The sequence below is a fragment of the Hymenobacter sp. J193 genome (genome assembly GCF_024700075.1).
Classification (GTDB): domain Bacteria; phylum Bacteroidota; class Bacteroidia; order Cytophagales; family Hymenobacteraceae; genus Hymenobacter.
In genome coordinates, this window is the sequence record NZ_JAJONE010000001.1 from 3374330 (window position 1) to 3395399 (window position 21070).

Sequence of the window (21070 nt, forward strand, 5' to 3'; positions counted from 1 at the left end):
AGCGTTTTGCCCCGACCTTTGTCGGAGAAATTCTGAATTCTGAATGATGAATTCTGAATTTTACTTGAGAGGTTGTCTGGTAATAAGCCATGTGGCTCCAAACCGCCGTCAATTCATAATTCAAGATTCATAATTCAGAATTTAAAGAAGATGCCAACCATTCTGGCCATTGAGAGTTCCTGCGACGATACCTCAGCCGCCGTTATGGTCGATGGGGAAATCCGCTCCAACGTGGTGGCTACCCAGCAGGTGCACGAGCAGTATGGCGGCGTGGTGCCCGAGCTGGCCTCGCGCGCCCACCAGCAGCACCTTGTTCCGGTGGTAGAAGCGGCCCTGCACAAGGCGGGCATCAGTAAAAAAGACCTCGACGCGGTAGCCTTCACCCAGGGGCCGGGGTTGCTGGGCTCCTTGCTGGTGGGCGGTATGTTTGCCAAAACCCTGGCCCTTGCTTTGGGCAAGCCACTTATTGCCGTGAACCACATGCGGGCCCACATTCTGGCCCACTTCATAGAGGAGCCGCGCCCCGTGTTTCCGTTTTTGTGCCTTACTGTGAGCGGCGGCCACACCCAGCTGGTTGTTGTGCGCAGCGCCCTCGACATGGAAATCATCGGCCAGACCATCGACGACGCAGCCGGCGAAGCCTTCGACAAAACCGCTAAGCTGCTGGGCTTGCCCTATCCCGGCGGCCCCCACCTCGATAAGCTGGCCCGCCAGGGCAACCCCACGCGCTTCCCGTTTCCGGTGGGCGCCATGCCGGGCTACGACTTCTCCTTTAGCGGACTGAAAACGGCGGTGCTTTACTTTCTGAAAAAGGAAACCGCCCAGAACCCCGACTTCGTGCAGGAAAATTTGGCCGACCTCTGCGCCAGTATCCAGCACACCATCATCCAGACCCTGCTCCGCCAGTTGCGCCGTGCCGCCGCCGATAATGGGCTGACGCAGGTGGCGCTGGCCGGCGGGGTGGCTGCCAACAGCGGTTTGCGCCAGGCTTTGCAGGACGAAGCCACCGCCCAGGGCTGGCAGGTATTTATTCCCGCTTTCCAGTTTTGCACCGACAATGCCGGTATGGTGGCCATGACGGCCCACTTCCAGTACCAGGCCGGTGATTTTGCTTCCCAACTCGTCAGTTCCGATCCGCGCCTGAAACTCTCGTAGCCGGAAATTGCCGGTGGGTTTCGGCCTGGGGTATACTCCGTTGCCCGCCCTGCGTATAGCCGGCCAGGAAGCCGCTGCTGACTTCTTTCGACCTTTGTTGGCCAACTTTGGCGCTGCCGCCCCGGCCAACTTCCTTTCTTCCCATGGCCAAGCAAAAAGACGACAAGCCCAAGCACATCAACATCCAGAACCGCCGCGCCCGCCACGAGTACAGCTTCCTGGCGCAGTACGACGCGGGCTTGATGCTGCAGGGCACCGAAATCAAGAGTATCCGCGACGGCAGCGTACAGCTCCAGGACGGCTTCTGCTCCTTCCACCCCGATGGCAGCCTGTGGGTGCACAACGTGACCATTGCCAAGTACACCGAGGGCACCTACAATAACCACGAGCCCACTCGCCCGCGCAAGCTGCTGCTCAACAAGCGCGAGCTGCGCCAGCTGGCCGATAAAGCCACCGAGCAGGGACTCACCATCATTCCGGTGCGTATGTTCGTGAGCGACCGGGGTTTTGCCAAGCTGGAAATTGCCCTGGCCAAAGGCAAAAAGCTCTACGACAAGCGCGAAGACCTCAAAGCCAAAGATCAGAAGCGCGAAATGGACCGCGCCCGGGATTATTAAGCGAAGTTGTGAAAGGTGAATTTGCGAAGCGCTGCTTGGCAAGTTCAGTTTAAAGGCAGAGTTTCGCATTATGGATGCGTAAGCCTGTCACAATAAAGGCTATTCGCATTTCACAACTTCACCTTTCACAACTTCACCATTTGGACCACGGAATTTGCGCGTTGAGCGCCGTGCCGGTGCGGGCCGAGCCTGCGGACAAGGCCGAGCTGGTAACCGAATTGATTTTTGGTGAATGCTATTCCATTCTGCTAACCCAGGGCAACTGGCACCAGGTGCGCCTGGCCGCCGATCAGTACGTGGGCTGGATTGACTTCAAGCAGCACACGCCCGTCACGGGCGAGTACTTCCAGGCCTGGCAGCAGCAGGACCACCCGCGCTGCCTCGATGTGGTACAGGTAGTAAGCGAGGCCAAAACCCGCATTCCCGTGACGCTGGGCTGCCGCCTGCCGTTTTTTGATGGGATGACGCTGCGTCTGGGCAGTCAGCAGCTGTTCTACAACGGCGCCGCCACCAACCCCCAGAATGGACACGGCCCCCACGGCGCCGTGGAGCCGCGCCTGCGCCTGCTGCTGAAAGTAGCTCAGCTGTACCTGAAGGCGCCCTACGTGTGGGGCGGCAAAAGCGTGTTCGGCCTCGACTGCTCGGGCCTGGTGCAGCAGCTCTACGGCTTCATTGGAGTGCAGCTTCCCCGCGACGCCCGCCAGCAGATTGACTTTGGCGACCCGGTGCACTTCGTGACGCAGACCCGCGCCGGCGACCTGGCTTTCTTCGACAACGCTGACGGCCACATTATTCACGTCGGCCTAGTGCTCGACGACCAGACCATTCTGCACGCCCACGGCGAAGTGCGCATCGACCCGCTCGACCACAACGGCATCTTCAACCGCGACCGGCAGAAGTACTCCCACAAGCTCCGCCTCATCAAGCGCATATTGGCGGAATAAAGGAGAACTGACAACTTCGCAACTTCGCTCTGCCACTTGTTGTTAATACGCTTAGAATCATCTAGCTTTCGCTGTACCCGATGATTCTGTATTCTAGCGTATGGACCACAAAGTGCTTGTTTTGAATGGCGACTATACGGCCATTACTCTGTGCAGCGTGCAAAAGGCCTTTGTGCTGCTTTTTTTGGATAAGGCGGAAATGATTGCCAAGTCGGAGCAGGGTGTGCTGCGCACTATCTCGCAGGCGTTTCCCAAGCCCAGCATCATCCGGCTGCAGCGCTACGTGCGCGTGCCCTACAAAGGCATTGCCTTGAGCCGCCATAACATCATGAAGCGTGACCATTTCGAGTGCCAGTACTGCGGGGCCACCAAAAACCTGACCCTGGACCACGTGCTGCCCAGGAGTAGGGGCGGGGACTCCAGCTGGAGCAACCTGCTCACGGCCTGCGCCCGCTGCAACCACGCCAAGGGCCACCGCACCCCCCAGGAAGCCGGCCTCACCATCAGGCAGCAACCCAAGAAACCCACGCTTTCCGGCTTCCTCAAGCTCAGTGCCGGCTCCATCGACGAAAACTGGCACGCGTACCTCAACTAACGGCAGCAGGCATTGGCCTCGCTGCCGTTTTTTGTTTTGCTCGATACTGAGCCGAAAATGCACCCACAAAAACGCCGCCGACTCCCGAAAAAATCAGGAACCGGCGGCGCAACAAACCCGAAGCGGGCGGGAGTACTACCAGGCGAAGGCGTTGGAGTTCGTGACCTTGGTGCCGCCCACGAACTGCAGCAGATCGTGGTTGAGGCGGTCCTTTTCGGTGATGAACAGGCCGTGCGGGGCGCCACTGTACTCCACAAACTGGGCGTGCGGCACAAACTGTGTCATCCGCTCCCCGCTTACTTTGGCGGGTACCGTGGCGTCGTCGCTGCCGTGGATAACGAGCGTGGGCACTTTGATGGTTTTCAGATCCTGGCGGAAGTCCGTGGCGGCAAAGGCGTACACGCACTGCTCGGTGGCGCGGGGCGAAGCCAGCTGGCACATGGCCTGCATCCAGTTCAGCGTAGCATTGCTGACGGGGTGGCTGATGGTGCCTACGCCAAAGAACTGCTTGCCGAACGTAGCCAGAAAGTCGAACCGGTCTTTGCGGATGCCTTCCACCATCTTGTCGAAGTTGGCTTTGGGGGCGCCATCGGGGTTGTCATCGGTTTGCAGCAGGAAGGGCGTCACGGCCGAAACGAAAGCCACCCGCGAAACGCGGGCGCCGCCGTATTTTGCCATGTAGCGGGCCACTTCGCCCCCACCCATCGAGAAACCCACCAACGTTACGTTCTGTAGATTCAGCTCGTCGAGCACGGCTTTCAGGTCGTCGGCAAAGGTGTCGTAGTCGTTGCCCTCCCAGGTTTTGGAGGAGTTGCCGAAGCCCCGACGAGTGTAGGCTACCACGCGGTGACCGTGCTTGGGCAGCTCGGCCAGCTGGTATTCCCACATTTCGTAGGTGGCGGGCCAGCCGTGTATCAGCACAATCGGGTCGCCTTCGCCCTGGTCAATGTAATGCAGCTTTATGTCGTGGCCGTTTACGTCGCGGCCGGCGGTGATGTAGCTCATGAAGCGTGGTATGGGGAGTTGTGTAAATCAGTGTTGGTACATACGCGGCCAGCTAAGCCGTAGATCAGCCAAGGCCCGTATTATATACACGGTAGAGCTTACGCGTGCTAAACGGAGGCTGCGTACGTTTGCCGGGCTATGTCAACTACCCGTTTCCTTTTCATTGGTGCCCTGAGCCTGGCGGCCCTATCCTGCCGCTCCCGCTCCGCCGACGCCGACCAGAACACAACAACCAGCCCTCCAGCCACTGCGCCTGCGACTACTGCTATGCCCGACTCACGGGGAGCCACCTACGCGCAGTACCGGGGCGTGCTGCCCGGCTCCGCCGACTCCATTACGCTGCACCTGCAAACCTGGCCGAGCCGCCCCGGCGACACCGAAACCGAAGGCCTACTGGGTACCTACGCCGGCTCCGACGGGCAGCCCTACCAGCTGGGCGGCCGGGGCAGTGCCTCTCCGGATAGCGTGGTGCTGATTGACTTCAGCCCTGAGCACGCGCCGAAGCCGGGCGCCAATGGTCCCGCTTGGCGGCTGCGGCGCCAGGGCCGGGCGCTGGTGGGCACCTGGGATGGAAAACCAGTGCAGCTACGCCTGGCCCATCCGGCCGGCAGTCTCGCGTTTCGCAGCGTCTTTCTGCAGGATTCCGTGGTGGCGTTTCCCAAGCTGTCCAACTCGCCCCGCGCCTGCCTGAGTGTGCTGGCCCTGGAGCCCGCAGCAGCCGGCGCGGCCTCGGCTGCCCTTGTGGCCCACGTGGTGCGCTGCCTGCGCGGCGACACGCTGCCCGATGCGCCGGTACCTGCTCTGGCTTCCTTCTGGCAGCAGCGTCGCCGCACCCACGCCCAGGACTACCGTCAGGACATGGCCCCCATGCACCCCGCCGCCGGCGACTCCACCGATTATCCGGAATTCGGCATTGGCCTGAACTATGAGGAGCAGCATTTTGCGCATGTTCTCTGGAACCAGGCGCCGCTGCTGAGCCTGGGCTTTTACCACTACAGCTTCACGGGCGGCGCCCACGGCAACTACGGCACCACCGTCGCCAGCTTCGACACGCGCACCGGCCGCCGACTCACCTACGAGGCTATTTTCCGGCCTGGCTCCGATGAAAAGTTGCGGCCTCTGCTGGCAGCCGCGCTGCGGCGGGCCTATCAGCTGGCGCCCGGTGCTTCGCTTTCCGAGGTCATCTTCGAAGAGCCACTGTCCGTTACGCACAACGTGTACCTCACCAGCGGAGGCGCGGTATTCATCTATGTGCCCTACGAAGTGGCTGCGTATGCCTTCGGCGAAATCCGGCTGTTTGTGCCCCTCCGGGACCTGCGGGGCCTGCTGAAACCCGGGCTGCCACTGCCGGGTGGGGGAGAGGTTGCTGCGAAGTAGCTTCAGCTTATTGCTGCTTACTGCTAACTTGCCGGGTTGACAACCGCTACGCTTCACCTGGCACCGGCTGCGGGCTGAACGATTCCCGGGTGGTTCCTGTCATAGGGCTACTTGGCCGTGTGCCCTCTGCTGTAGCCAGCGGGAGCAGCGGCTTACAAAATCCGGCTTTTTCAGTCCAGCGGCGGGCCGGCGTCGTAGATGACGGTACCTTTACGGCCGTTTCTTTTCCATTTCCTTCATGCAGCCACCCAAATTTGCCGCGTCCCGCTCCTTCCATCAGGAGTTGAAGCGCCGCACCAACGCGTATTTTCAGGAAGCCGGCAAATCCACCACCGGCGGCAAAAGCCTGTTCTTCAAAGCTGTTCTGCTGACGTCAGCTTTTGTAGCCGTGTATTTGCACATCGTGTTCTGGACGCCGCCCGCCCTGGTGGCGGTGCTGGAGTGCACCATGTTGGGCCTTATCGGCGCGGCCATTGGCTTCAACGTCATGCACGACGGCGCCCACGGCTCCTTCAGCAAGTCGAAGTTCGTGAACCAGTTTGCGGCCTTCACGCTCAACGTAATGGGCGGCAACTCCTTCATGTGGAACATGAAGCACAACCTCATCCACCACATGTACACCAACGTGGAAGGCGTGGACGACGACCTCGACGCTCAGCCTTGGCTGCGCCTCAGCCCCGAGCAGCCCCGCCGCTTTCTTCACCGCTTTCAGCACCTGTACTTCTGGTTTTTCTACGCCCTGCTGTTCATTGCCTGGATATTCTACATGGACTACCAGAAGTATTTCCAGGGCAAAATAGGGGAGACGCCCATCAAGAAGATGACAGCCACCGACCAAGGCGTGTTCTGGGGTTTCAAGGTGCTGCACCTGGGCTTGTTCGTGGCGCTGCCTATCTACACGGTGGGCTTCTGGAGCTGGCTGATTGGGTTTGTAGCTTTTGCCTGCGTGGCGGGCTTCACGCTCAGCATCGTGTTCCAGCTGGCTCACACCGTGGAGCACACCAGCTTTGTAGTACCCCACGAAACCACCCGCAAGATTGAGGACGAGTGGGCCATCCACCAGATCAAAACCACCGCCAACTTCGCCACCGACAGCAAGCTTATCAGCTGGCTCGTAGGTGGCCTTAACTTCCAGGTTGAGCATCACCTGTTCCCTACCATCTCCCACGTCCACTATCCGGCCCTGAATAAAATCATCCGCCAGATGTGCGAGGAGTTTAACATCGAGTACCACGAGTACCCCAAGATGCGCTACGCCGTGGCATCGCACGTAGCCCATTTGCGGGAGCTGGGGCGGCGGTAGGCTAGTTACAGTTTAGTACAAGAACAATAAGGGCCCGCTTCAAACGAAGCGGGCCCTTATTGTTCTCTTTGGCTTTGCATAACTTGAAGAATGAAGAAAACTGTCCTATGTATTTGCGTGCTGGTATCAGCCGCCTGTTCTACTGAAAACAAAAACGAACAAGCATTACCTGTACAAACGACGTTAACGAAGCCGAAAAACGAGACGGATAAGCTAACATATATCAGCCACCTGGATTCAGTGGAAACTGAGCAGCTGTCGGCAGTAGTCAAGCCAGAGCATCAGTTAAATACGCTCATGGCCCGTAACGATACTGTTACCCTCGTGCTGGAGAATCGGGCGCTATTCTTTCCTCTCGGAAAGTATCATACCATTTCCGCACTTCAGAGTGCTTACGCAGTTGGCTATACTCATAAGATAAGCAGCTACCGAAAGGACGCCAATATCATTGTTGATGACATGCAGAACGGCCCTAATGCCATAAATTTTATAAGAATGGAAGACGACGAAGAATCTTATGAGGACAAGGTCTTTTACATCGTGTCGGGAAGAGTAATTGATGGCTCATTGCCCCTGGCGGATGCAACTACTGTCGGAATGCACAAACAAGCTTTCCTCAACACATACTTCTCATCAACACCCCGGCTGCTGATGCAGGGAGGAAAAGTCATTGTGCTAGAATCAGCACTGAACGGCATCAAGCACTACTACACCTTTGACAAGCAGAAGCTCTCTTCAATTGAGTTTGCTTCTGACTATGCCCTTGACTAGCTGGTAAAAACTAGAAGCAAATCGCCAAATTTTTGCTTTGAAAACAGTATCTTTGCGCCCCCGCCAGGGTGGCGGGCCGGCGTAAGTGCGCTGTGTATCAAACAAAAACGCGTTCCGGAGGCGGGCCCTGCGCCGGACGTGTATACGAGGGCCACTGCATAATATCATGGCAGAAGTAGTAGACAACTTCGACTGGGACAACGTCGGAGCGAACAGCTTCGGAGGTAACTATACCGCCGAGCAGCGCGCCGAAATGGAGCAGATGTACGGTGAGACCCTCACGACGGTACAGGAAGAAGAAGTAGTAAAAGGCATCGTGGTAGGCATCACCGACCGCGACGTTATCCTCAACATCGGCTTCAAATCCGATGGCCTGGTGCCTCTCTCCGAATTCCGCGACCTGACCGACCTCAAAATCGGTGACGAGGTAGAGGTGTTCATCGAAGACCAGGAAGACCAGAACGGTCAGCTGATCCTCTCGCGCAAGAAGGCGAAGATCAAGCAGGCCTGGAAAGCCATTTACGACGCCCTGGAAAACGACACCGTGCTGGAAGGCGTGGTAAAGCGTCGTACCAAAGGTGGTTTGATCATGGATCTGGACGGCGTAGAAGCCTTCCTGCCCGGCTCGCAGATTGACGTGAAGCCTATCCGTGACTTCGACATCTACGTGGGTCGCCGCATGGAAGTGAAAGTGGTGAAAATCAACGCCGCTTTCGACAACGTGGTTGTATCGCACAAAGTCCTGATCGAGAAAGACCTCGAGAAGCAGCGCGAAGCCATCCTCAACAACCTGGAAAAAGGCCAGATCCTGGAGGGCGTTATCAAGAACATGACCAACTTCGGTGTGTTCATCGACCTCGGCGGCGTCGACGGCCTGCTGCACATCACCGACATCTCGTGGGGCCGCATTGCGCACCCCTCGGAGGTTCTGCAGCTCGACCAGAAACTGAACATCGTAGTTCTGGACTTCGACGAAGCCAAGAAGCGTATTTCGCTGGGCCTGAAGCAGCTGACGCCCCACCCATGGGATTCGCTGCCCCAGGACCTGCAGCCCGGCTCGAAAGTGCAGGGTCGCATCGTGAACGTGGCCGACTACGGCGCGTTCATGGAAATCGTGCCCGGCGTAGAAGGCCTGATCCACGTATCGGAAATGTCTTGGAGCCAGCACCTGCGCAACCCGCAGGACTTCATCAAGCAGGGCGACGTAGTAGAGGCGCAGATTCTGACCCTCGACCGCGACGACCGCAAGATGAGCCTGGGTATCAAGCAGCTGAGCGAAGACCCCTGGACGCGTGGCGACTTCGGCTCGAAGTACGCCGTGGGTACCAAGCACAACGGCCTCGTGCGTAACCTCACCAACTTCGGCCTGTTCGTAGAGCTGGAAGAAGGCGTTGACGGCCTCGTGCACGTTTCCGACCTGTCGTGGACCAAGAAGGTGAAACACCCTTCGGAAGTGGTAAAAGTTGGCGACCGTCTGGACGTAGTAGTTCTGGAGCTGGACGTGAACAACCGCCGCCTGGCCCTGGGTCATAAGCAGCTGGAAGAAAACCCATGGGATACGTTCCAGACGGTATTCACCCCCGGCTCGGTTCACAAGGCTACCATCACGGAGAAAACCGACCGTGGTGCCGTGCTCGAGCTGCCCTACGGCATCGAAGGCTTCGCCTATCCCAAGTCGTTGGCCAAAGAAGATGGCTCGCAGGCTGAAAACGGCGAAACCCTCGATTTCCGCGTGATTGAGTTCTCGAAGGACGACCGCCGCATCGTGCTGTCGCACTCCGCTGCCTACAACCAGCAGGCCGATGAAGACAGCCGCAACGCCAAGTTCGCCAAGAAGAAGCCTGCCGGCGGTGCCGGTGCTGCTGCTTCGCAAGGTGAAGGCAAGCTGAGCGACCTGAAGAAGCCTGCTGTAGCTGAGAAATCTACCCTCGGTGACCTCGACGCCCTCAGCGCCCTGCGCGACAAAATGATGGGCAACGAGCGCGAAGCCGGTGAGCAGAAGCTGAAGACGCAGGCCGATAAGAAGGCCCCTGCCAAAGCTGACGAAGCTCCCGCTGCCGAAGAAGGTGGCATCTTCGCCGCTGTAGCTGGTGCCGCTTCGGCTGCCTTCGACAAGGTGACGGAAGTAGCTGGCGACGTAGTAGAGGCCGCTTCGCACTCCGGTATCGTGGAGAAAGCCAAGGAAGTAGCCGGTGACGTAGTAGACACGGTGAAAAACGCCCTGTCGAGCGACGAGAAAGCCGACGACAACGCCGAAGAGAAGAAGAACGCCTAAGCAGCCCTGCTTCTGAAGTGTAAGAAAGCCCCGGCGCGAGTCGGGGCTTTTTTTATGACACATGGCCAACTACTTACCGTCCATTGCCGGAAAAACCGTTGCGGGGTTTGGTAGAAGCCGTATTAAGGTTGTAAGTTTGCAACCTCAAAAGCCCGGTGACGTGACCGAGTGGCTAGGTAGAGGTCTGCAAAACCTCCTACAGCGGTTCGAATCCGCTCGTCACCTCTTCTTACCTGCCGTTTCCTGTTTTCGGGCAGGTATGGATGAGTGCCCCAGTCGATTAGCCCCGGCTGGGGCTTTTTTTGTGCCTGATGGCTCAGCGCTAAAGCAAAGGCGTTAGGAACACGAGTTGCGCGTCTACTTGCCAGGAAAGAAGAAAGAAGAGAAAAAAGCAGCTGCAGGTTTCCCGGATGGGAATCCCTACATTTCGGTAGCCCGTACAACCGCGCACGAAACCCTGTTCTCTCCTTCTTTCGCTTATATGAAGATTGTTGACCTCCGCACTATGCGCGGGCCGAGCTATTGGTCGGTGAAGCACCACAAGATTATTGTGATGAAAGTAGACCTGGAAGATTTGGCCGACAAGTGGTCGAATGCTTTTTCGGGTCTCGACAAGCGCCTGACCAAGCTGCTACCTGACCTGGGCCAGCCCCAGACCCACACCGCCTACGCCACGCCGCAGGCCCTCAAGCACCCACCGCTCACCCAGGAGTTGCTGGCCGATGGCGAGCCGCTGGGCCACGTCATCCAGCACGTGGCGCTGGAGCTGCAGCGCCTGGCCGGCATGACGGTACACTGGGGCAAGTCGTACCCGGCGCACGAAGCTGGCGTGGAGTACGTGGTGTTTGCCTACCAGGAAGAGCGGGCCGGGCGCGTAGCCGGTAAAGCCGCCGTGGAGATTGTAGAGGCCCTGTGTCGCAAGGAAAAGGTCGATATAAAGCCCATTGTAGCCGAGCTGCACGATATCCGGGAAGAAGAGTTTTTCGGCCCGAGCACCTACAGCATTGTAGCCGAGGCGGCCTCGCGCAACATTCCCTACATTCAGCTGCAGGACAGCAGCATTATCCAACTGGGTTACGGCTGCAACCAGAAGCGCATCTGGGCTACAACCACCAGCTATACCTCACACGCCGGGGTAGAAGTGGCCGGCAATAAAAACCGCACCAAGGCTCTGCTGCGCAATGCGGGCGTACCGGTGCCCAACGGCACCACCGTGTACTCCGAGGCCGGCCTGCGCGACGCCATCGACGACCTGGGCTTTCCTATCGTAACCAAGCCGCTCGACGGAAACCACGGCAAGGGGGCCACCATCAACATCACCAACTGGAAGGATGCTGTGGCCGGCCTGAAAGCCGCACAGGAATACTCCCGCGCCGTGATTGTGGAGCAGTTCATTGTGGGTGACGACTACCGCCTGCTGGTGGTGAATGGCAAGCTGGTGGCCGCTGCCAAGCGCACCCCCGCCGCTGTAAAAGGCAATGGCACCAGCACTATTCAGCAGCTCATTGAGGAAGTAAACAAAGACCCGCGCCGGGGCGTGGGCCACGAAAAAGTGCTTACCAGCATCAAGGCCGACAAACACACGCTGGACATCCTGAAAGGGCAGGGGCTGACCTTGAAATCGGTGCTGCCGGCGGGGCAGGTGCTCTACCTGAAAAGCACGGCCAACATCAGCACCGGCGGTACCGCTACCGACGTAACGGACATTGTGGACCCTTACAACGTGCTGCTGGCTGAGCGCGTGGCCGGTATTGTAGGGTTGGATATCTGCGGCATCGACCTGCTGACCAACGACATTGCCATTCCACTGAATGAAACGCGCGGTGCCGTGATTGAGGTAAACGCCGCGCCTGGCTTCCGCATGCACATTGCGCCCACCGAAGGGCTGCCGCGCAATGTGGCCGCGCCGGTGGTGGATATGTTGTTCCCACGCGGCAGTACGGCCCGCATTCCCATTATTGCCATTACGGGTACCAACGGTAAAACCACCACCACGCGCCTTATTGCGCACATGGTATCGTCAAAAGGCTACAAAGTAGGCTTCACTACCACCGACGGTATCTATATCCAGGGCAAGCAGCTGCAGAAAGGCGACTGTACCGGCGGGCAAAGCGCAGAGTTTGTGCTCAAAGACCCCACCGTGAACTTCGCGGTGCTGGAAACGGCCCGCGGCGGCATGTTGCGCTCCGGCCTTGGCTTCCATACCTGCGACATTGCCGTAGTAACCAACGTAGCCGCCGACCACCTGGGCATGCGCGACATCCATACGGTGGAGGAAATGGCCGCCGTGAAGGGCGTGCTGCCGCGCACGGTGCGCAAAAATGGCTGGGCCGTGCTCAATGCTGATGATGATTTGGTGTACGCTATGCGCGAAAAGCTGGAGTGCCGCGTGGCGCTGTTCAGCATGGACGAAAACAACCCGCGTATCCTTGACCACGTGGAAAACGGCGGCGTGGCGGCCGTGTACGAAGAAGGCTACGTGAGCATCTACAAGAACTCCTACAAGCTGCGCATCGACCACGCGGCGGAGTTTCCGGTGACGTTTGGGGGCCGTGCCCGCTTCAACATCGAAAACTCGCTGGCTACCGCTCTCACGGGCTATCTGTGCGGTTTTGAGAAAGATGAGATTAAGACTGCCCTGCGCACCTTCGTGCCCTCCAGCTCCAAAACGCCGGGCCGTATGAATGTGTACAAGTTTCCGAAGTTCGAAGTCATTGTGGACTATGCCCACAACACGCACGGCATCGGAAAATTCGAGGAATTCCTGAATCAAACGTCGGCGACGCGCAAAATCGGGATGGTATCGGGGCTGGGCGACCGGCGCGACGAGGATACGCTGGGCTTTGCACGCATTGCGGGCCGCATGTTCGATGAGGTCATTCTGCGCCAGGACCGTGACCTGCGCGGCAAAACCGCCGAACAGCTGCGCGAAATCATGACGCGTGGCCTGCAGCTCGACAAGCCGGAAGTACCCATCCGCTACATCGAAAACGAAATGGAGGCCATCGACTACGCGCTGCAAAATGCACCGGAAGGCTCCGTCGTCGTCATGTTCACCGAAAACATCAGCGGCACGCTCAAAAAGCTGGACGAGTTCGAACAGCAGTTCCGCTAGAGCGTCGGAACCACGGATTTTTCGGATTCCACGGATTTTGTAGACGGCGCAATTAGTGCCGGTAACATATAAGCAACAAAAAAGCCTCGCAGTGCGAGGCTTTTTTGTTGCTGGAAAATCGTCCACAAAATCCGTGCGAATCCGTGGTTCCGACGCTGGTTCTTACTTCAGCGTGAACTTGGAGGTGCCGATCAGGTAGCCGTCGGCATACAGCTCGATGGTGTGGGCGCCGGGCTTGTAGTCGGCTCCTTTGGCGTACACAAACTGGATGCCCTGCTTGGTGTTATCGAAAACCACTTCCTGCTTGGACGTGTAGAACGCCTCCGCGCCATCCACCATAAAGGTGCCACCGCCGGTGCTCAGGTTGTACAGCGCCGAGCCGTCGGGCTCAATCAGGCGCAGCATAATCTGCTTGGTTTCCTTGGGTGCTACATCATTGCGAGACAGGTTGAAGTTGATTTTCACTTTCTCCACGCGTTTGGCTTTGAACTCGTCGTTGTCATCGTCTTTCTCCTTGCCGCGGCCGTTGATAACGTTCACGCGGATGTTTTCGGCCTGCAGGCGCGAGGCAAGATTTACTTTGTCGGTCAGCTCCTGGTTGGTGCGGGCAATGGTGCTTATGGTGTCGGTGAGCTTGTTCTGACGCTCTTTCAGCGTGGTGGTTTCGGTGTAGAGAGCCTCGTTGTCGGCCTTCAGCTTGGCAATTTCCTCATCCTTTACCCGCAGCTGACGCTCGAAGTTAGCGGCCCGGTCGCGGAAGCGCTTCTGATCGGTGATGGTGAACGAGCCGGCGCGGAAGGAGCGCAGCTTCAGCAGGTCGGCATTGATGGAGGCAATGCGGTTTTTCAGCGAGTCGTTGGCCAGGCCCATGCCCTGCATTTCCTGGCTCTGGCGCTCAAAATCAGCCTTCAGGGCCTCATACTGCTTGATTTGCTCTTCCAGCTTTACATCTTTGGCTTTTACATCGGCCGTGAGCTGCTCGTTCTGCTTGCCTTTCTGCTGGTTCATGTAGAAAAGGACACCGTTGATGCCCAACAGTACCAGAATCAGGGCGACAATCAGCAGCACGCGGCTGTTGTTCTTGGGCTCCGGGGTTTGATTTTGTTCCATTACAAAGAGGTTAGGTGAGAGACCGGACAATCCGGGATGGGCAGTACCTTCAGGCAAAAATAACGGAGTTCCGTACCTGGGCAAGCCCCAAGGTACAATCCTGCCCGAATATGTCGCCTGAATCTGCCCTCGATGCCGCCTACTGGCAGCAGCGCTACGACCTCGGCCAGACCGGCTGGGACGCCGGCGCCATAACGCCACCCCTGCGTGAATATTTCGCGCAGCTGGGCCCGCCCGATGCCCGCCGTATCCTTATTCCCGGGGCCGGACGGGCCTACGAAGCCGAGTACCTGCACCGCCAGGGCTGGTCCCAGGTATTCGTGGCCGACGTGGCCCCGCAGCCGCTGCACGACTTGCAGCAGCGCGTGCCCGATTTTCCGGCCACGCACCTGTTGCTGCAGGATTTCTTTGCGCTGGAACCTCAGCCGCCCTACGACCTCATCGTGGAGCAGACCTTCTTTTGTGCCCTCGACCCCGCTCTGCGGCCCGACTACGCCCGCCAGTGCGCGCACCTACTCCGGCCGGGCGGTATGCTCATGGGCCTGCTCTTCGATACCGAGTTCAGCCAGCCCGGCCCGCCGTTTGGCGGTACGCGGGAAGAGTATCGGTCGTACTTTGCACCGTACTTCGAGTTCAAGCACTTCGACACGGCCATCAACTCGCTCAAGCCCCGGCAGGGTAGGGAACTGTTCGTTTGTTTAAAAAGGAAGTGACACGTAACAGGTAACAGGTGACACGTGACAAGCTCAAAACAGTTGGTGTTTCTTCTTCCTGTCACGTGTCACCTTTTACCTGTTACGTGTCACCTCTTACCATTCTCACCCATGATTGAAACTCTCGCCAACGCGCTGCCGCACTTTCGCAATACCAACTCTGGTCAGTTTTTTCTGATGGCCGGGCCCTGCGTGATTGAGGGCGAAGACATGGCCCTGCGCATTGCGGAGCAGGTGCGCACGCTCTGCGACAAGCTGCAGATTCCGTACATCTTCAAGGGCTCTTACCGTAAGGCCAACCGCTCCCGCCTGGATTCCTACACCGGAATCGGCGACGAAAAAGCGCTGAAAATTCTGCAGAAGGTAGGCCGCGAAATCGGAGTGCCCACCGTTACGGATATTCACGAATCGGATGAGGCCGCGCTGGCCGCTGAGTACGTGGACGTGCTGCAGATCCCGGCGTTCCTGTGCCGGCAGACCGACCTGCTGATTGCGGCGGCCCAGACGGGAAAAGTAGTTAACATCAAAAAAGGCCAGTTCCTGAGCGGGGAGGCCATGCAGTTTGCGGTGGATAAAGTGCGCCAGTCAGGCAATGAGCACGTGATTCTGACGGACCGCGGCAACTCCTTCGGCTACTCCGATCTGGTGGTGGATTTCCGCAACCTGCCCGCCATGCGCAGCTTCGGGGTGCCTGTGGTGATGGACGTGACGCACTCCCTGCAGAAGCCCAACCAAAGCAGCGGCGTAACGGGCGGCATGCCCCAACTCATCGAAACCATTGCTAAGGCTGCCATTGCCGTAGGCGCCGACGGACTGTTCATCGAAACGCACCCTACGCCCGCCACCGCCAAATCCGACGGCGCTAACATGCTGCCGCTGCAGCAGCTGGAAGATTTGCTGGTGAAGCTCACGCGGGTACGCGACGCCGTGCGGTAAAAACCGGTGGTATTGCGGGCAGGCGGCGAAGCCATTCGTCCTAAACAACGCTCTGAAATGCAGAAAGCCCTTACTCGTGCGCAACGAGTAAGGGCTTTCTGGTATAAAAACGGGGCTGATTTTGTCCAGAACTATTGCTTCAAACCCTGGCTTGATGTGCCGCATGCCTCGCAATGCCACGAAACTCAAGCCGAAAGCCAACGAGTACGCTCAAGCAGCTTATCCACGGCGTGATTGAAGCGGAGGATGAAATGCTGCTTCGGTTGATTTTTCCGGAAGAATACCAGGCCCACGAAAAATAGGTCGATGGTGAGCGTCACCTCGGGGTGCTGCTTGATGGCGGCCCAGGCTCGTCCCATTTCCGGTGACCAGTGAATATCGTCCAGGATGAACAGGCTGTCGTCGGTGCGGTAACGGAGGCACTGCTCGAAGTAGCGCATGGTGGGCTCGTAGCGGTGGTTGCCGTCGAAAAAGGCGAAATCCAGTGACTGCGGCAGTTGGGTTAGGGCCGGCCCCAGGGTTTCATCGAGGTTGCCTTCTATGAGCTGAATGTTATTCAGTTTAAGCTCCTGGAAAGTCTGCCGGGCCACAGCCGCCGTAGCGGGACAGCCCTCGAACGTGAGTACTTGCGTACGTGAGTTGGCAGCGGCCAGGTAGGTAGTAGTGAGGCCCAGGGACGTGCCCAGCTCCACCACAGTGTGCGGCTGCCGCCAGTTCACCAGCCGGAATAACAGCTGAGCCAACGGCCGCGGCTTAGCAGCCGTGCGGGCAATGTCGCGCACGCGGCGCTGGCGACCAGCGCCCGTGTGCGAGCCCGCCCCAAAGTCGCGGACCGTGAGTTGCTCCGAGCTGGCCAAGAGCTTCCGGCGACGCTTTTCGATGGCCGCAAAGGCCGCGAATTCCCCGTCGTGGTTGATGACGTGCGCGTAGAGCCCAAAAACGAACGGGGAATGCAGCCCATGCGCATTCCCCGAGCGGAGCAAAAACCGGAAATAGCTAAGAATCTGGTGCAGCAAGAGAATTAGGGACTTGGGGTCTTGGGGACTTAGGGTCTTGGTTAATGTTCTGGAAGACAACGCTTCGTTGCGCGTCAACCAAGCCCCAAGTCCTCAAGTCCCACTAAACTAATTCAACCGGAACGGGACGATGAGCGTGAACTCGGGAATGTCCACATCAAAGTGGCTGCCATCTACGAGGCGCTCCATCTGGTAAGTGCCGCGCATCTTGCCTACGCCCGTCTTCAGGTTGCAGCCCGACACGTACTGGTGCGACTCGCCGGGCTCCAGCACGGGCTGCTGGCCTACCACACCTTCGCCTTCCACCTCACGCACCACGCCGTTGGCGTCGTAGATGTACCAATGGCGGCGCAAGAGCTTTACGGTATATTCACTGTCGTTGCGGATAGCAATCTTATACGCAAAGACGTAGTGCTCCTGGCTGGGGCTGGAATAGTCGGGCAGATAGTTGGTCGTAACACTCACGGTTACTCCCTGCGTACTGATAGTATTCATGTCGGCAAGGCAAAGCGGTGGAATGAAAGTAACACCCGGTTGCGGAATTTGGTTTATTTACGCAAGCCCGAATGCCTCGGCCCACTCCAACCGCCCAGAAATGTTATTCCAATGACGGTAAAGATAGAAGAAAGCTGGCGCAAGGCCCTGCAGCCCGAGTTTGAAAAGCCCTATTTTCAGCACCTCACCACGTTTCTGCGTGGGGAGTACGCTACGGCCACGGTATACCCGCCCGGCCCCCAGATTTTTCACGCCTTCGAAGCCTGCCCGTTCAATGCCGTGAAGGTGGTTATTCTGGGCCAGGACCCCTATCACGGCCGCGGCCAGGCGCACGGCCTGTCGTTTTCGGTGGCGGAGGGAGTGCGCACGCCGCCATCCCTGCAAAATATCTTCAAGGAGCTACAGGAGGATATTCCGGCCACGCTTCCGCCGCCCAACGGCAACCTGGACCGGTGGGCCCGTCAGGGCGTGCTGCTGCTGAATGCCACGCTCACGGTGCGTGCCGGGGAGCCGGGCTCCCACCAGAAAAAAGGCTGGGAGCAGTTCACCGACGCCGCCATTCAGCAAGTATCGGAGCAGAAGGAGAATGTGGTTTTTATTCTCTGGGGCGCCTACGCCCAGAAGAAGGGCGAAATCATCGACACCAAGAAGCACCTGGTGCTCAAGGCCGCGCACCCTTCGCCCTACGCCGCCGACCGGGGCTTTTTCGGCTCCCGACCCTTCAGTCAAACCAACGCCTACCTCGCCCAGCACGGCCAGGAGCCCATCGTGTGGTAGCCGGAACCACGGATTCATCGGATTCATCGGATTACGCGGATTCTGTAGTTGGCGCAGTCGGCAGCTGTTTCATGAGGAGTAGCAATAAAAAAAGCCTCGCACAGTGCGAGGCTTTTTTTGTTGCTGGACAATCGTCCACAAAATCCGTGTAATCCGATGAATCCGTGCGAATCTGGGGTTTAGTCGATGATGTGGAACAGGCGGCTCCAGCGGATTTTGCTGAAGAAGCTTGGGGCGTTGGGGTCAACTGAAAGCCAGATGAGCACCGCTTTGCCCACAATGTGGTCGGCGGGCACAAAGCCCCAGTAGCGCGAGTCCTGGGAGTTGTGGCGGTTGTCGCCCATCATGAAGTAGTAATCCTGCTTGAAGGTGTAGCTAGTCAGTGCCTGGCCGTTCTGGTATATGGTGCCGTTCTGCCAGCTGATGCCGGGTACATGCTCATACTGACCGATAATCTTGAAATAGATACCCGCGTTTTCGGGTGAAATCTGCACGGTCTGGCCTTCCTTCGGTATTTGCAGCGGACCATAGTTGTCAGGGTTCCAGGGGCGCGTAGTGGCACTCAAGGGCGCGGGAGCTGGGAAATCTACCGAGTTGGGGAACACGGCCGCATCGGGTTTTCCAGCGGGCAGGCGATGCTCCACAAGAAGTTTTACGAAAGACTGCTTCCGCAGAAAATCGGCTGCATCTTTAGTCATATGTAGCGCAGGATACTGCACGGTGTCGCTGGCGTTAGTATACCCCGGGCTAGGCACGCCGTTGGCCGCATCATAGTCCACAATGCCCTGCTCGCGGAAGATTTCCGGGCGAACGGGCGCGTCGGTATAGAGCGAGTAGCTGGTTTGCAGGTGAGGCGGGTTGGTGGCCGGCTTGCCGTTGATATACGCCTGAGCCTGGCGCACCTCTATCTGGTCGCCGGGAATACCAATACACCGCTTAATGTAGTTGGTGCGCAAATCGGCGGGGTGCTGCTTCTCGAAAGGCACGTTGAATACCACCACATCGTTGCGCTTCACTTCCGAAAAGCCGGGCAGACGGCGGGAGGTCAACTGAATGGCCTCGGAGTAGCTCGGAATGTTGGTGCCCCAGATGGTCTGGTGCGTGAGGGGCACCTGCAGGGGCGTCTGGGGCGTGCGCGGACCGTAGTGCAGCTTGCTCACAAACAGGTAGTCGCCCACCAGCAGTGAGTTTTCCATAGAGGGCGTAGGGATGGTGTACGCCTCGAAGGTGGCCCAGCGGATGAGCGTGGCGGCTACTACGGCAAACAGAATGGCATCACCCCACTCGCGGGCTGCGCTTTTGGGCTTTTTAGGAGCGGTTTCCGTTTCGGGACGTTTGTCCCAGAATTTTACGGCCATGAGGTGAATGGCTAAATGGTTATATGGTTAAGCGGCTGCATGGTTAGGATAGGTAAGAGTTGAGGGCGGCCAGCCGCTGCGCCTGGAACAAAAGCACAGCGGGCAGGCCGGGAAAGCAATAAGTCAACAATCAGCCATTCAACCACAAACCCATTTAAAGTCCCAACAAATCTTTCATTCCAAAAATGCCGGCCTTGCCCGGCAGCCACTCAGCAGCCAGCATGGCGCCCTGGGCAAAGGCGTCGCGGCTGTGGGCTTCGTGGCGCAGCTCAATGGTATCGAGGGCGGAGGTGTACGTTACCTCGTGCGTGCCCACCACTTCTCCTTCGCGCTCTGACAGCACCGCCAGCTCATGCGCGGCCGTGGTGGGCTCGTTGCGCCAGGTGGTTTTAGTAGGGAAATGCTGCATGATGCCTTGGGCGGTGGTGAGGGCCGTGCCGCTGGGCTGGTCTACCTTGTGAACGTGGTGAATTTCGCGCACCCGCACGTCGTAGCCGCCAAACTGATGCATTTTGGCCGCCAGGTACTCGTTGAAATGAAAGAATAGGTTCACGCCCACGCTGTAGTTGGAAGCGTAAAACAAGCCCGTGCCCGTTTGCTGGGCCACAGCGCGGGCCTCCTCGAAGTGATGCAGCCAGCCCGTGGAGCCGCATACCACCGGAATACCCTGGCGCAGCGTCGTCGCCACGTTCTGGAAGGCGGCATCGGGGTGGGTGAACTCAATGGCCACGTCGGCCTGGGCCGGGGTGAAATCGGTGATGCGCACGTCGGGCCGGGCCGGGTCCACGATGCCCACAATCTGGTGGCCTCGAACCTGGGCCTGGGCTTCCAGCGCCCGACCCATTTTGCCGTAGCCAATCAGCAGAATCTTCATTTACTTCTTGTTGGATTTCAACGTAAGAGAAACCGCCACGCCGGGCGTAAGGCGGGCTGTGGGCACGCGTAGCACATCCGGCTGCCACTGCAAACTCAGGTCGTCACTGATGTCGAAGTCGCGCAGGTGGGCATCCACCAAGGCGTCCACGATGTTGAGGGTGTAGGCCACGGCCGAGTAAGCAATCCAAATGTCGCGGCCCCGCCGGAAAGCATCAAGCTTGGTTCGTACGTTGGCTGCCGATGCTTCCTTGCTAGAGCGCGGTCCAGTATCTACCGTGGCCACAATGCCATCGGTGCGGGCCTTATAGCCAAGGGTATATTCTTTGTAGCGCTTCTGAAAGAGGACTTCTGTGCCCACCGTAAAGCCGAGCGCGCCATATACCAGCGGCAGCTTCCAATATTTACGGTTGTAGATCTGGCCCGCACCGGGTGCAATGGCCGACAGCAGCGCCGCCTTTTTAGGCCGCGTCACACGCCAACCCAGAAACTTCTCGGTGCGGCGGCTGGAGTCCTTTACCGCTTTGGGCGCCGGCAGCCGCGTCGAATCGGGGCCGGCCGTCACGGTTTGCGCCTGGCCCGCGTGGGTTAGCAGCCCGGCGGCCAGCAACACAACCAAAAAAACACGCGGGTTT

19 protein-coding genes and 1 tRNA gene are annotated in these 21070 nt (G+C 58.5%); 13 read left to right on the forward strand and 7 right to left on the reverse strand.

Annotation, left to right across the window (positions count from 1 at the left end; translation table 11 throughout):
- The first annotated feature begins 150 nt into the window (after nucleotides 1–150).
- The 4 genes from tsaD (at nucleotide 151) to LRS06_RS14840 (ending at nucleotide 3311) form a co-directional block, all read left to right on the forward strand.
- On the forward strand, nucleotides 151–1155 hold the full coding sequence (gene tsaD / locus LRS06_RS14825; RefSeq protein ID WP_257872183.1) for a tRNA (adenosine(37)-N6)-threonylcarbamoyltransferase complex transferase subunit TsaD: 1005 nt from the start codon (nucleotides 151–153) through the stop codon (nucleotides 1153–1155).
- A 143-nt stretch (nucleotides 1156–1298) separates the two neighbouring features.
- A complete protein-coding gene (smpB, locus tag LRS06_RS14830) occupies nucleotides 1299–1772 on the forward strand; it encodes an SsrA-binding protein SmpB (RefSeq protein WP_257872184.1) in 474 nt (157 codons plus the stop codon).
- Between the two features lie 140 nt (nucleotides 1773–1912).
- Nucleotides 1913–2716, forward strand: a complete 804-nt coding sequence (locus tag LRS06_RS14835; RefSeq protein ID WP_257872185.1) for a C40 family peptidase — start codon at nucleotides 1913–1915, stop codon at nucleotides 2714–2716.
- Between the two features lie 100 nt (nucleotides 2717–2816).
- On the forward strand, nucleotides 2817–3311 hold the full coding sequence (locus tag LRS06_RS14840; protein WP_196956381.1) for an HNH endonuclease: 495 nt from the start codon (nucleotides 2817–2819) through the stop codon (nucleotides 3309–3311).
- Nucleotides 3312–3446: 135 nt separating this feature from the next.
- Here the strand turns inward: LRS06_RS14840 and LRS06_RS14845 are convergent, their stop codons facing one another.
- Nucleotides 3447–4316: an alpha/beta fold hydrolase gene (locus LRS06_RS14845; RefSeq protein ID WP_196956380.1), complete on the reverse strand. Its 870-nt coding sequence runs from the start codon at nucleotides 4314–4316 to the stop codon at nucleotides 3447–3449.
- Nucleotides 4317–4454: 138 nt separating this feature from the next.
- Here LRS06_RS14845 and LRS06_RS14850 point away from each other — a divergent pair, with 138 nt between their 5' ends.
- The 6 genes from LRS06_RS14850 to cphA all read left to right on the forward strand — a co-directional run bounded on the left by LRS06_RS14850 (nucleotide 4455) and on the right by cphA (nucleotide 13157).
- Nucleotides 4455–5693, forward strand: coding sequence for a DUF3298 and DUF4163 domain-containing protein (locus LRS06_RS14850; protein ID WP_257872186.1), 1239 nt, complete (start codon nucleotides 4455–4457; stop codon nucleotides 5691–5693).
- A 238-nt stretch (nucleotides 5694–5931) separates the two neighbouring features.
- Nucleotides 5932–6996, forward strand: coding sequence for an acyl-CoA desaturase (locus tag LRS06_RS14855; protein ID WP_257872187.1), 1065 nt, complete (start codon nucleotides 5932–5934; stop codon nucleotides 6994–6996).
- Between the two features lie 90 nt (nucleotides 6997–7086).
- Entirely contained in the window at nucleotides 7087–7767 is a 681-nt protein-coding gene (locus LRS06_RS14860; protein ID WP_257872188.1) for a hypothetical protein, read from the forward strand.
- A gap of 166 nt (nucleotides 7768–7933) precedes the next feature.
- A complete protein-coding gene (rpsA, locus tag LRS06_RS14865; RefSeq protein WP_257872189.1) occupies nucleotides 7934–10042 on the forward strand; it encodes a 30S ribosomal protein S1 in 2109 nt (702 codons plus the stop codon).
- A 154-nt stretch (nucleotides 10043–10196) separates the two neighbouring features.
- Nucleotides 10197–10267: transfer RNA gene (locus LRS06_RS14870), tRNA-Cys, on the forward strand.
- Nucleotides 10268–10523: 256 nt separating this feature from the next.
- Nucleotides 10524–13157, forward strand: a complete 2634-nt coding sequence (cphA, locus tag LRS06_RS14875; protein ID WP_257872190.1) for a cyanophycin synthetase — start codon at nucleotides 10524–10526, stop codon at nucleotides 13155–13157.
- 162 nt (nucleotides 13158–13319) lie between these two features.
- On the opposite strand, the gene LRS06_RS14880 is transcribed toward cphA, so the two are convergent.
- On the reverse strand, nucleotides 13320–14267 hold the full coding sequence (locus LRS06_RS14880) for a hypothetical protein (RefSeq protein WP_257872191.1): 948 nt from the start codon (nucleotides 14265–14267) through the stop codon (nucleotides 13320–13322).
- 110 nt (nucleotides 14268–14377) lie between these two features.
- On the opposite strand from LRS06_RS14880, the gene LRS06_RS14885 reads away from it, so the two are divergent.
- Nucleotides 14378–14980 (forward strand): TPMT family class I SAM-dependent methyltransferase, encoded by a 603-nt coding sequence (locus LRS06_RS14885; RefSeq protein ID WP_257872192.1) that lies wholly within the window; start codon nucleotides 14378–14380, stop codon nucleotides 14978–14980.
- 111 nt (nucleotides 14981–15091) lie between these two features.
- Nucleotides 15092–15916, forward strand: a complete 825-nt coding sequence (gene kdsA, locus LRS06_RS14890; protein WP_257872193.1) for a 3-deoxy-8-phosphooctulonate synthase — start codon at nucleotides 15092–15094, stop codon at nucleotides 15914–15916.
- Between the two features lie 185 nt (nucleotides 15917–16101).
- On the opposite strand, the gene LRS06_RS14895 is transcribed toward kdsA, so the two are convergent.
- Nucleotides 16102–16932: an O-methyltransferase gene (locus LRS06_RS14895; RefSeq protein WP_257872194.1), complete on the reverse strand. Its 831-nt coding sequence runs from the start codon at nucleotides 16930–16932 to the stop codon at nucleotides 16102–16104.
- A gap of 108 nt (nucleotides 16933–17040) precedes the next feature.
- A complete protein-coding gene (apaG, locus tag LRS06_RS14900) occupies nucleotides 17041–17427 on the reverse strand; it encodes a Co2+/Mg2+ efflux protein ApaG (protein WP_196956371.1) in 387 nt (128 codons plus the stop codon).
- Between the two features lie 111 nt (nucleotides 17428–17538).
- Between apaG and LRS06_RS14905 the strand changes: the two genes are divergently transcribed.
- Nucleotides 17539–18204, forward strand: coding sequence for a uracil-DNA glycosylase (locus LRS06_RS14905; protein ID WP_257872195.1), 666 nt, complete (start codon nucleotides 17539–17541; stop codon nucleotides 18202–18204).
- Between the two features lie 179 nt (nucleotides 18205–18383).
- Here the strand turns inward: LRS06_RS14905 and lepB are convergent, their stop codons facing one another.
- From lepB to LRS06_RS14920, 3 genes are all read right to left on the reverse strand, one after another.
- Nucleotides 18384–19562 (reverse strand): signal peptidase I, encoded by a 1179-nt coding sequence (lepB, locus tag LRS06_RS14910; protein ID WP_257872196.1) that lies wholly within the window; start codon nucleotides 19560–19562, stop codon nucleotides 18384–18386.
- A gap of 154 nt (nucleotides 19563–19716) precedes the next feature.
- Nucleotides 19717–20436 carry a 4-hydroxy-tetrahydrodipicolinate reductase gene (dapB, locus tag LRS06_RS14915; RefSeq protein WP_257872197.1) on the reverse strand — a complete coding sequence of 240 codons (720 nt, stop codon included), beginning with the start codon at nucleotides 20434–20436 and terminating at the stop codon, nucleotides 19717–19719.
- Nucleotides 20437–21048, reverse strand: a complete 612-nt coding sequence (locus tag LRS06_RS14920) for a DUF5683 domain-containing protein (RefSeq protein ID WP_257873419.1) — start codon at nucleotides 21046–21048, stop codon at nucleotides 20437–20439. It lies immediately after the preceding gene.
- Nucleotides 21049–21070 lie beyond the last annotated feature (22 nt).

Excerpts from the sequence above, each read along its gene's own strand:
- tsaD (WP_257872183.1), top strand. The coding sequence starts at position 151 with ATGCCAACCATTCTGGCCATTGAGAGTTCCTGCGACGATACCTCAGCC.
- smpB (WP_257872184.1), top strand. The coding sequence starts at position 1,299 with ATGGCCAAGCAAAAAGACGACAAGCCCAAGCACATCAACATCCAGAAC.
- LRS06_RS14840 (WP_196956381.1), top strand. The coding sequence starts at position 2,817 with ATGGACCACAAAGTGCTTGTTTTGAATGGCGACTATACGGCCATTACT.
- LRS06_RS14845 (WP_196956380.1), bottom strand. The coding sequence starts at position 4,316 with ATGAGCTACATCACCGCCGGCCGCGACGTAAACGGCCACGACATAAAG.
- LRS06_RS14850 (WP_257872186.1), top strand. The coding sequence starts at position 4,455 with ATGTCAACTACCCGTTTCCTTTTCATTGGTGCCCTGAGCCTGGCGGCC.
- LRS06_RS14855 (WP_257872187.1), top strand. The coding sequence starts at position 5,932 with ATGCAGCCACCCAAATTTGCCGCGTCCCGCTCCTTCCATCAGGAGTTG.
- LRS06_RS14860 (WP_257872188.1), top strand. The coding sequence starts at position 7,087 with ATGAAGAAAACTGTCCTATGTATTTGCGTGCTGGTATCAGCCGCCTGT.
- rpsA (WP_257872189.1), top strand. The coding sequence starts at position 7,934 with ATGGCAGAAGTAGTAGACAACTTCGACTGGGACAACGTCGGAGCGAAC.
- cphA (WP_257872190.1), top strand. The coding sequence starts at position 10,524 with ATGAAGATTGTTGACCTCCGCACTATGCGCGGGCCGAGCTATTGGTCG.
- LRS06_RS14880 (WP_257872191.1), bottom strand. The coding sequence starts at position 14,267 with ATGGAACAAAATCAAACCCCGGAGCCCAAGAACAACAGCCGCGTGCTG.
- LRS06_RS14885 (WP_257872192.1), top strand. The coding sequence starts at position 14,378 with ATGTCGCCTGAATCTGCCCTCGATGCCGCCTACTGGCAGCAGCGCTAC.
- kdsA (WP_257872193.1), top strand. The coding sequence starts at position 15,092 with ATGATTGAAACTCTCGCCAACGCGCTGCCGCACTTTCGCAATACCAAC.
- apaG (WP_196956371.1), bottom strand. The coding sequence starts at position 17,427 with ATGAATACTATCAGTACGCAGGGAGTAACCGTGAGTGTTACGACCAAC.
- LRS06_RS14905 (WP_257872195.1), top strand. The coding sequence starts at position 17,539 with ATGACGGTAAAGATAGAAGAAAGCTGGCGCAAGGCCCTGCAGCCCGAG.
- lepB (WP_257872196.1), bottom strand. The coding sequence starts at position 19,562 with ATGGCCGTAAAATTCTGGGACAAACGTCCCGAAACGGAAACCGCTCCT.
- dapB (WP_257872197.1), bottom strand. The coding sequence starts at position 20,436 with ATGAAGATTCTGCTGATTGGCTACGGCAAAATGGGTCGGGCGCTGGAA.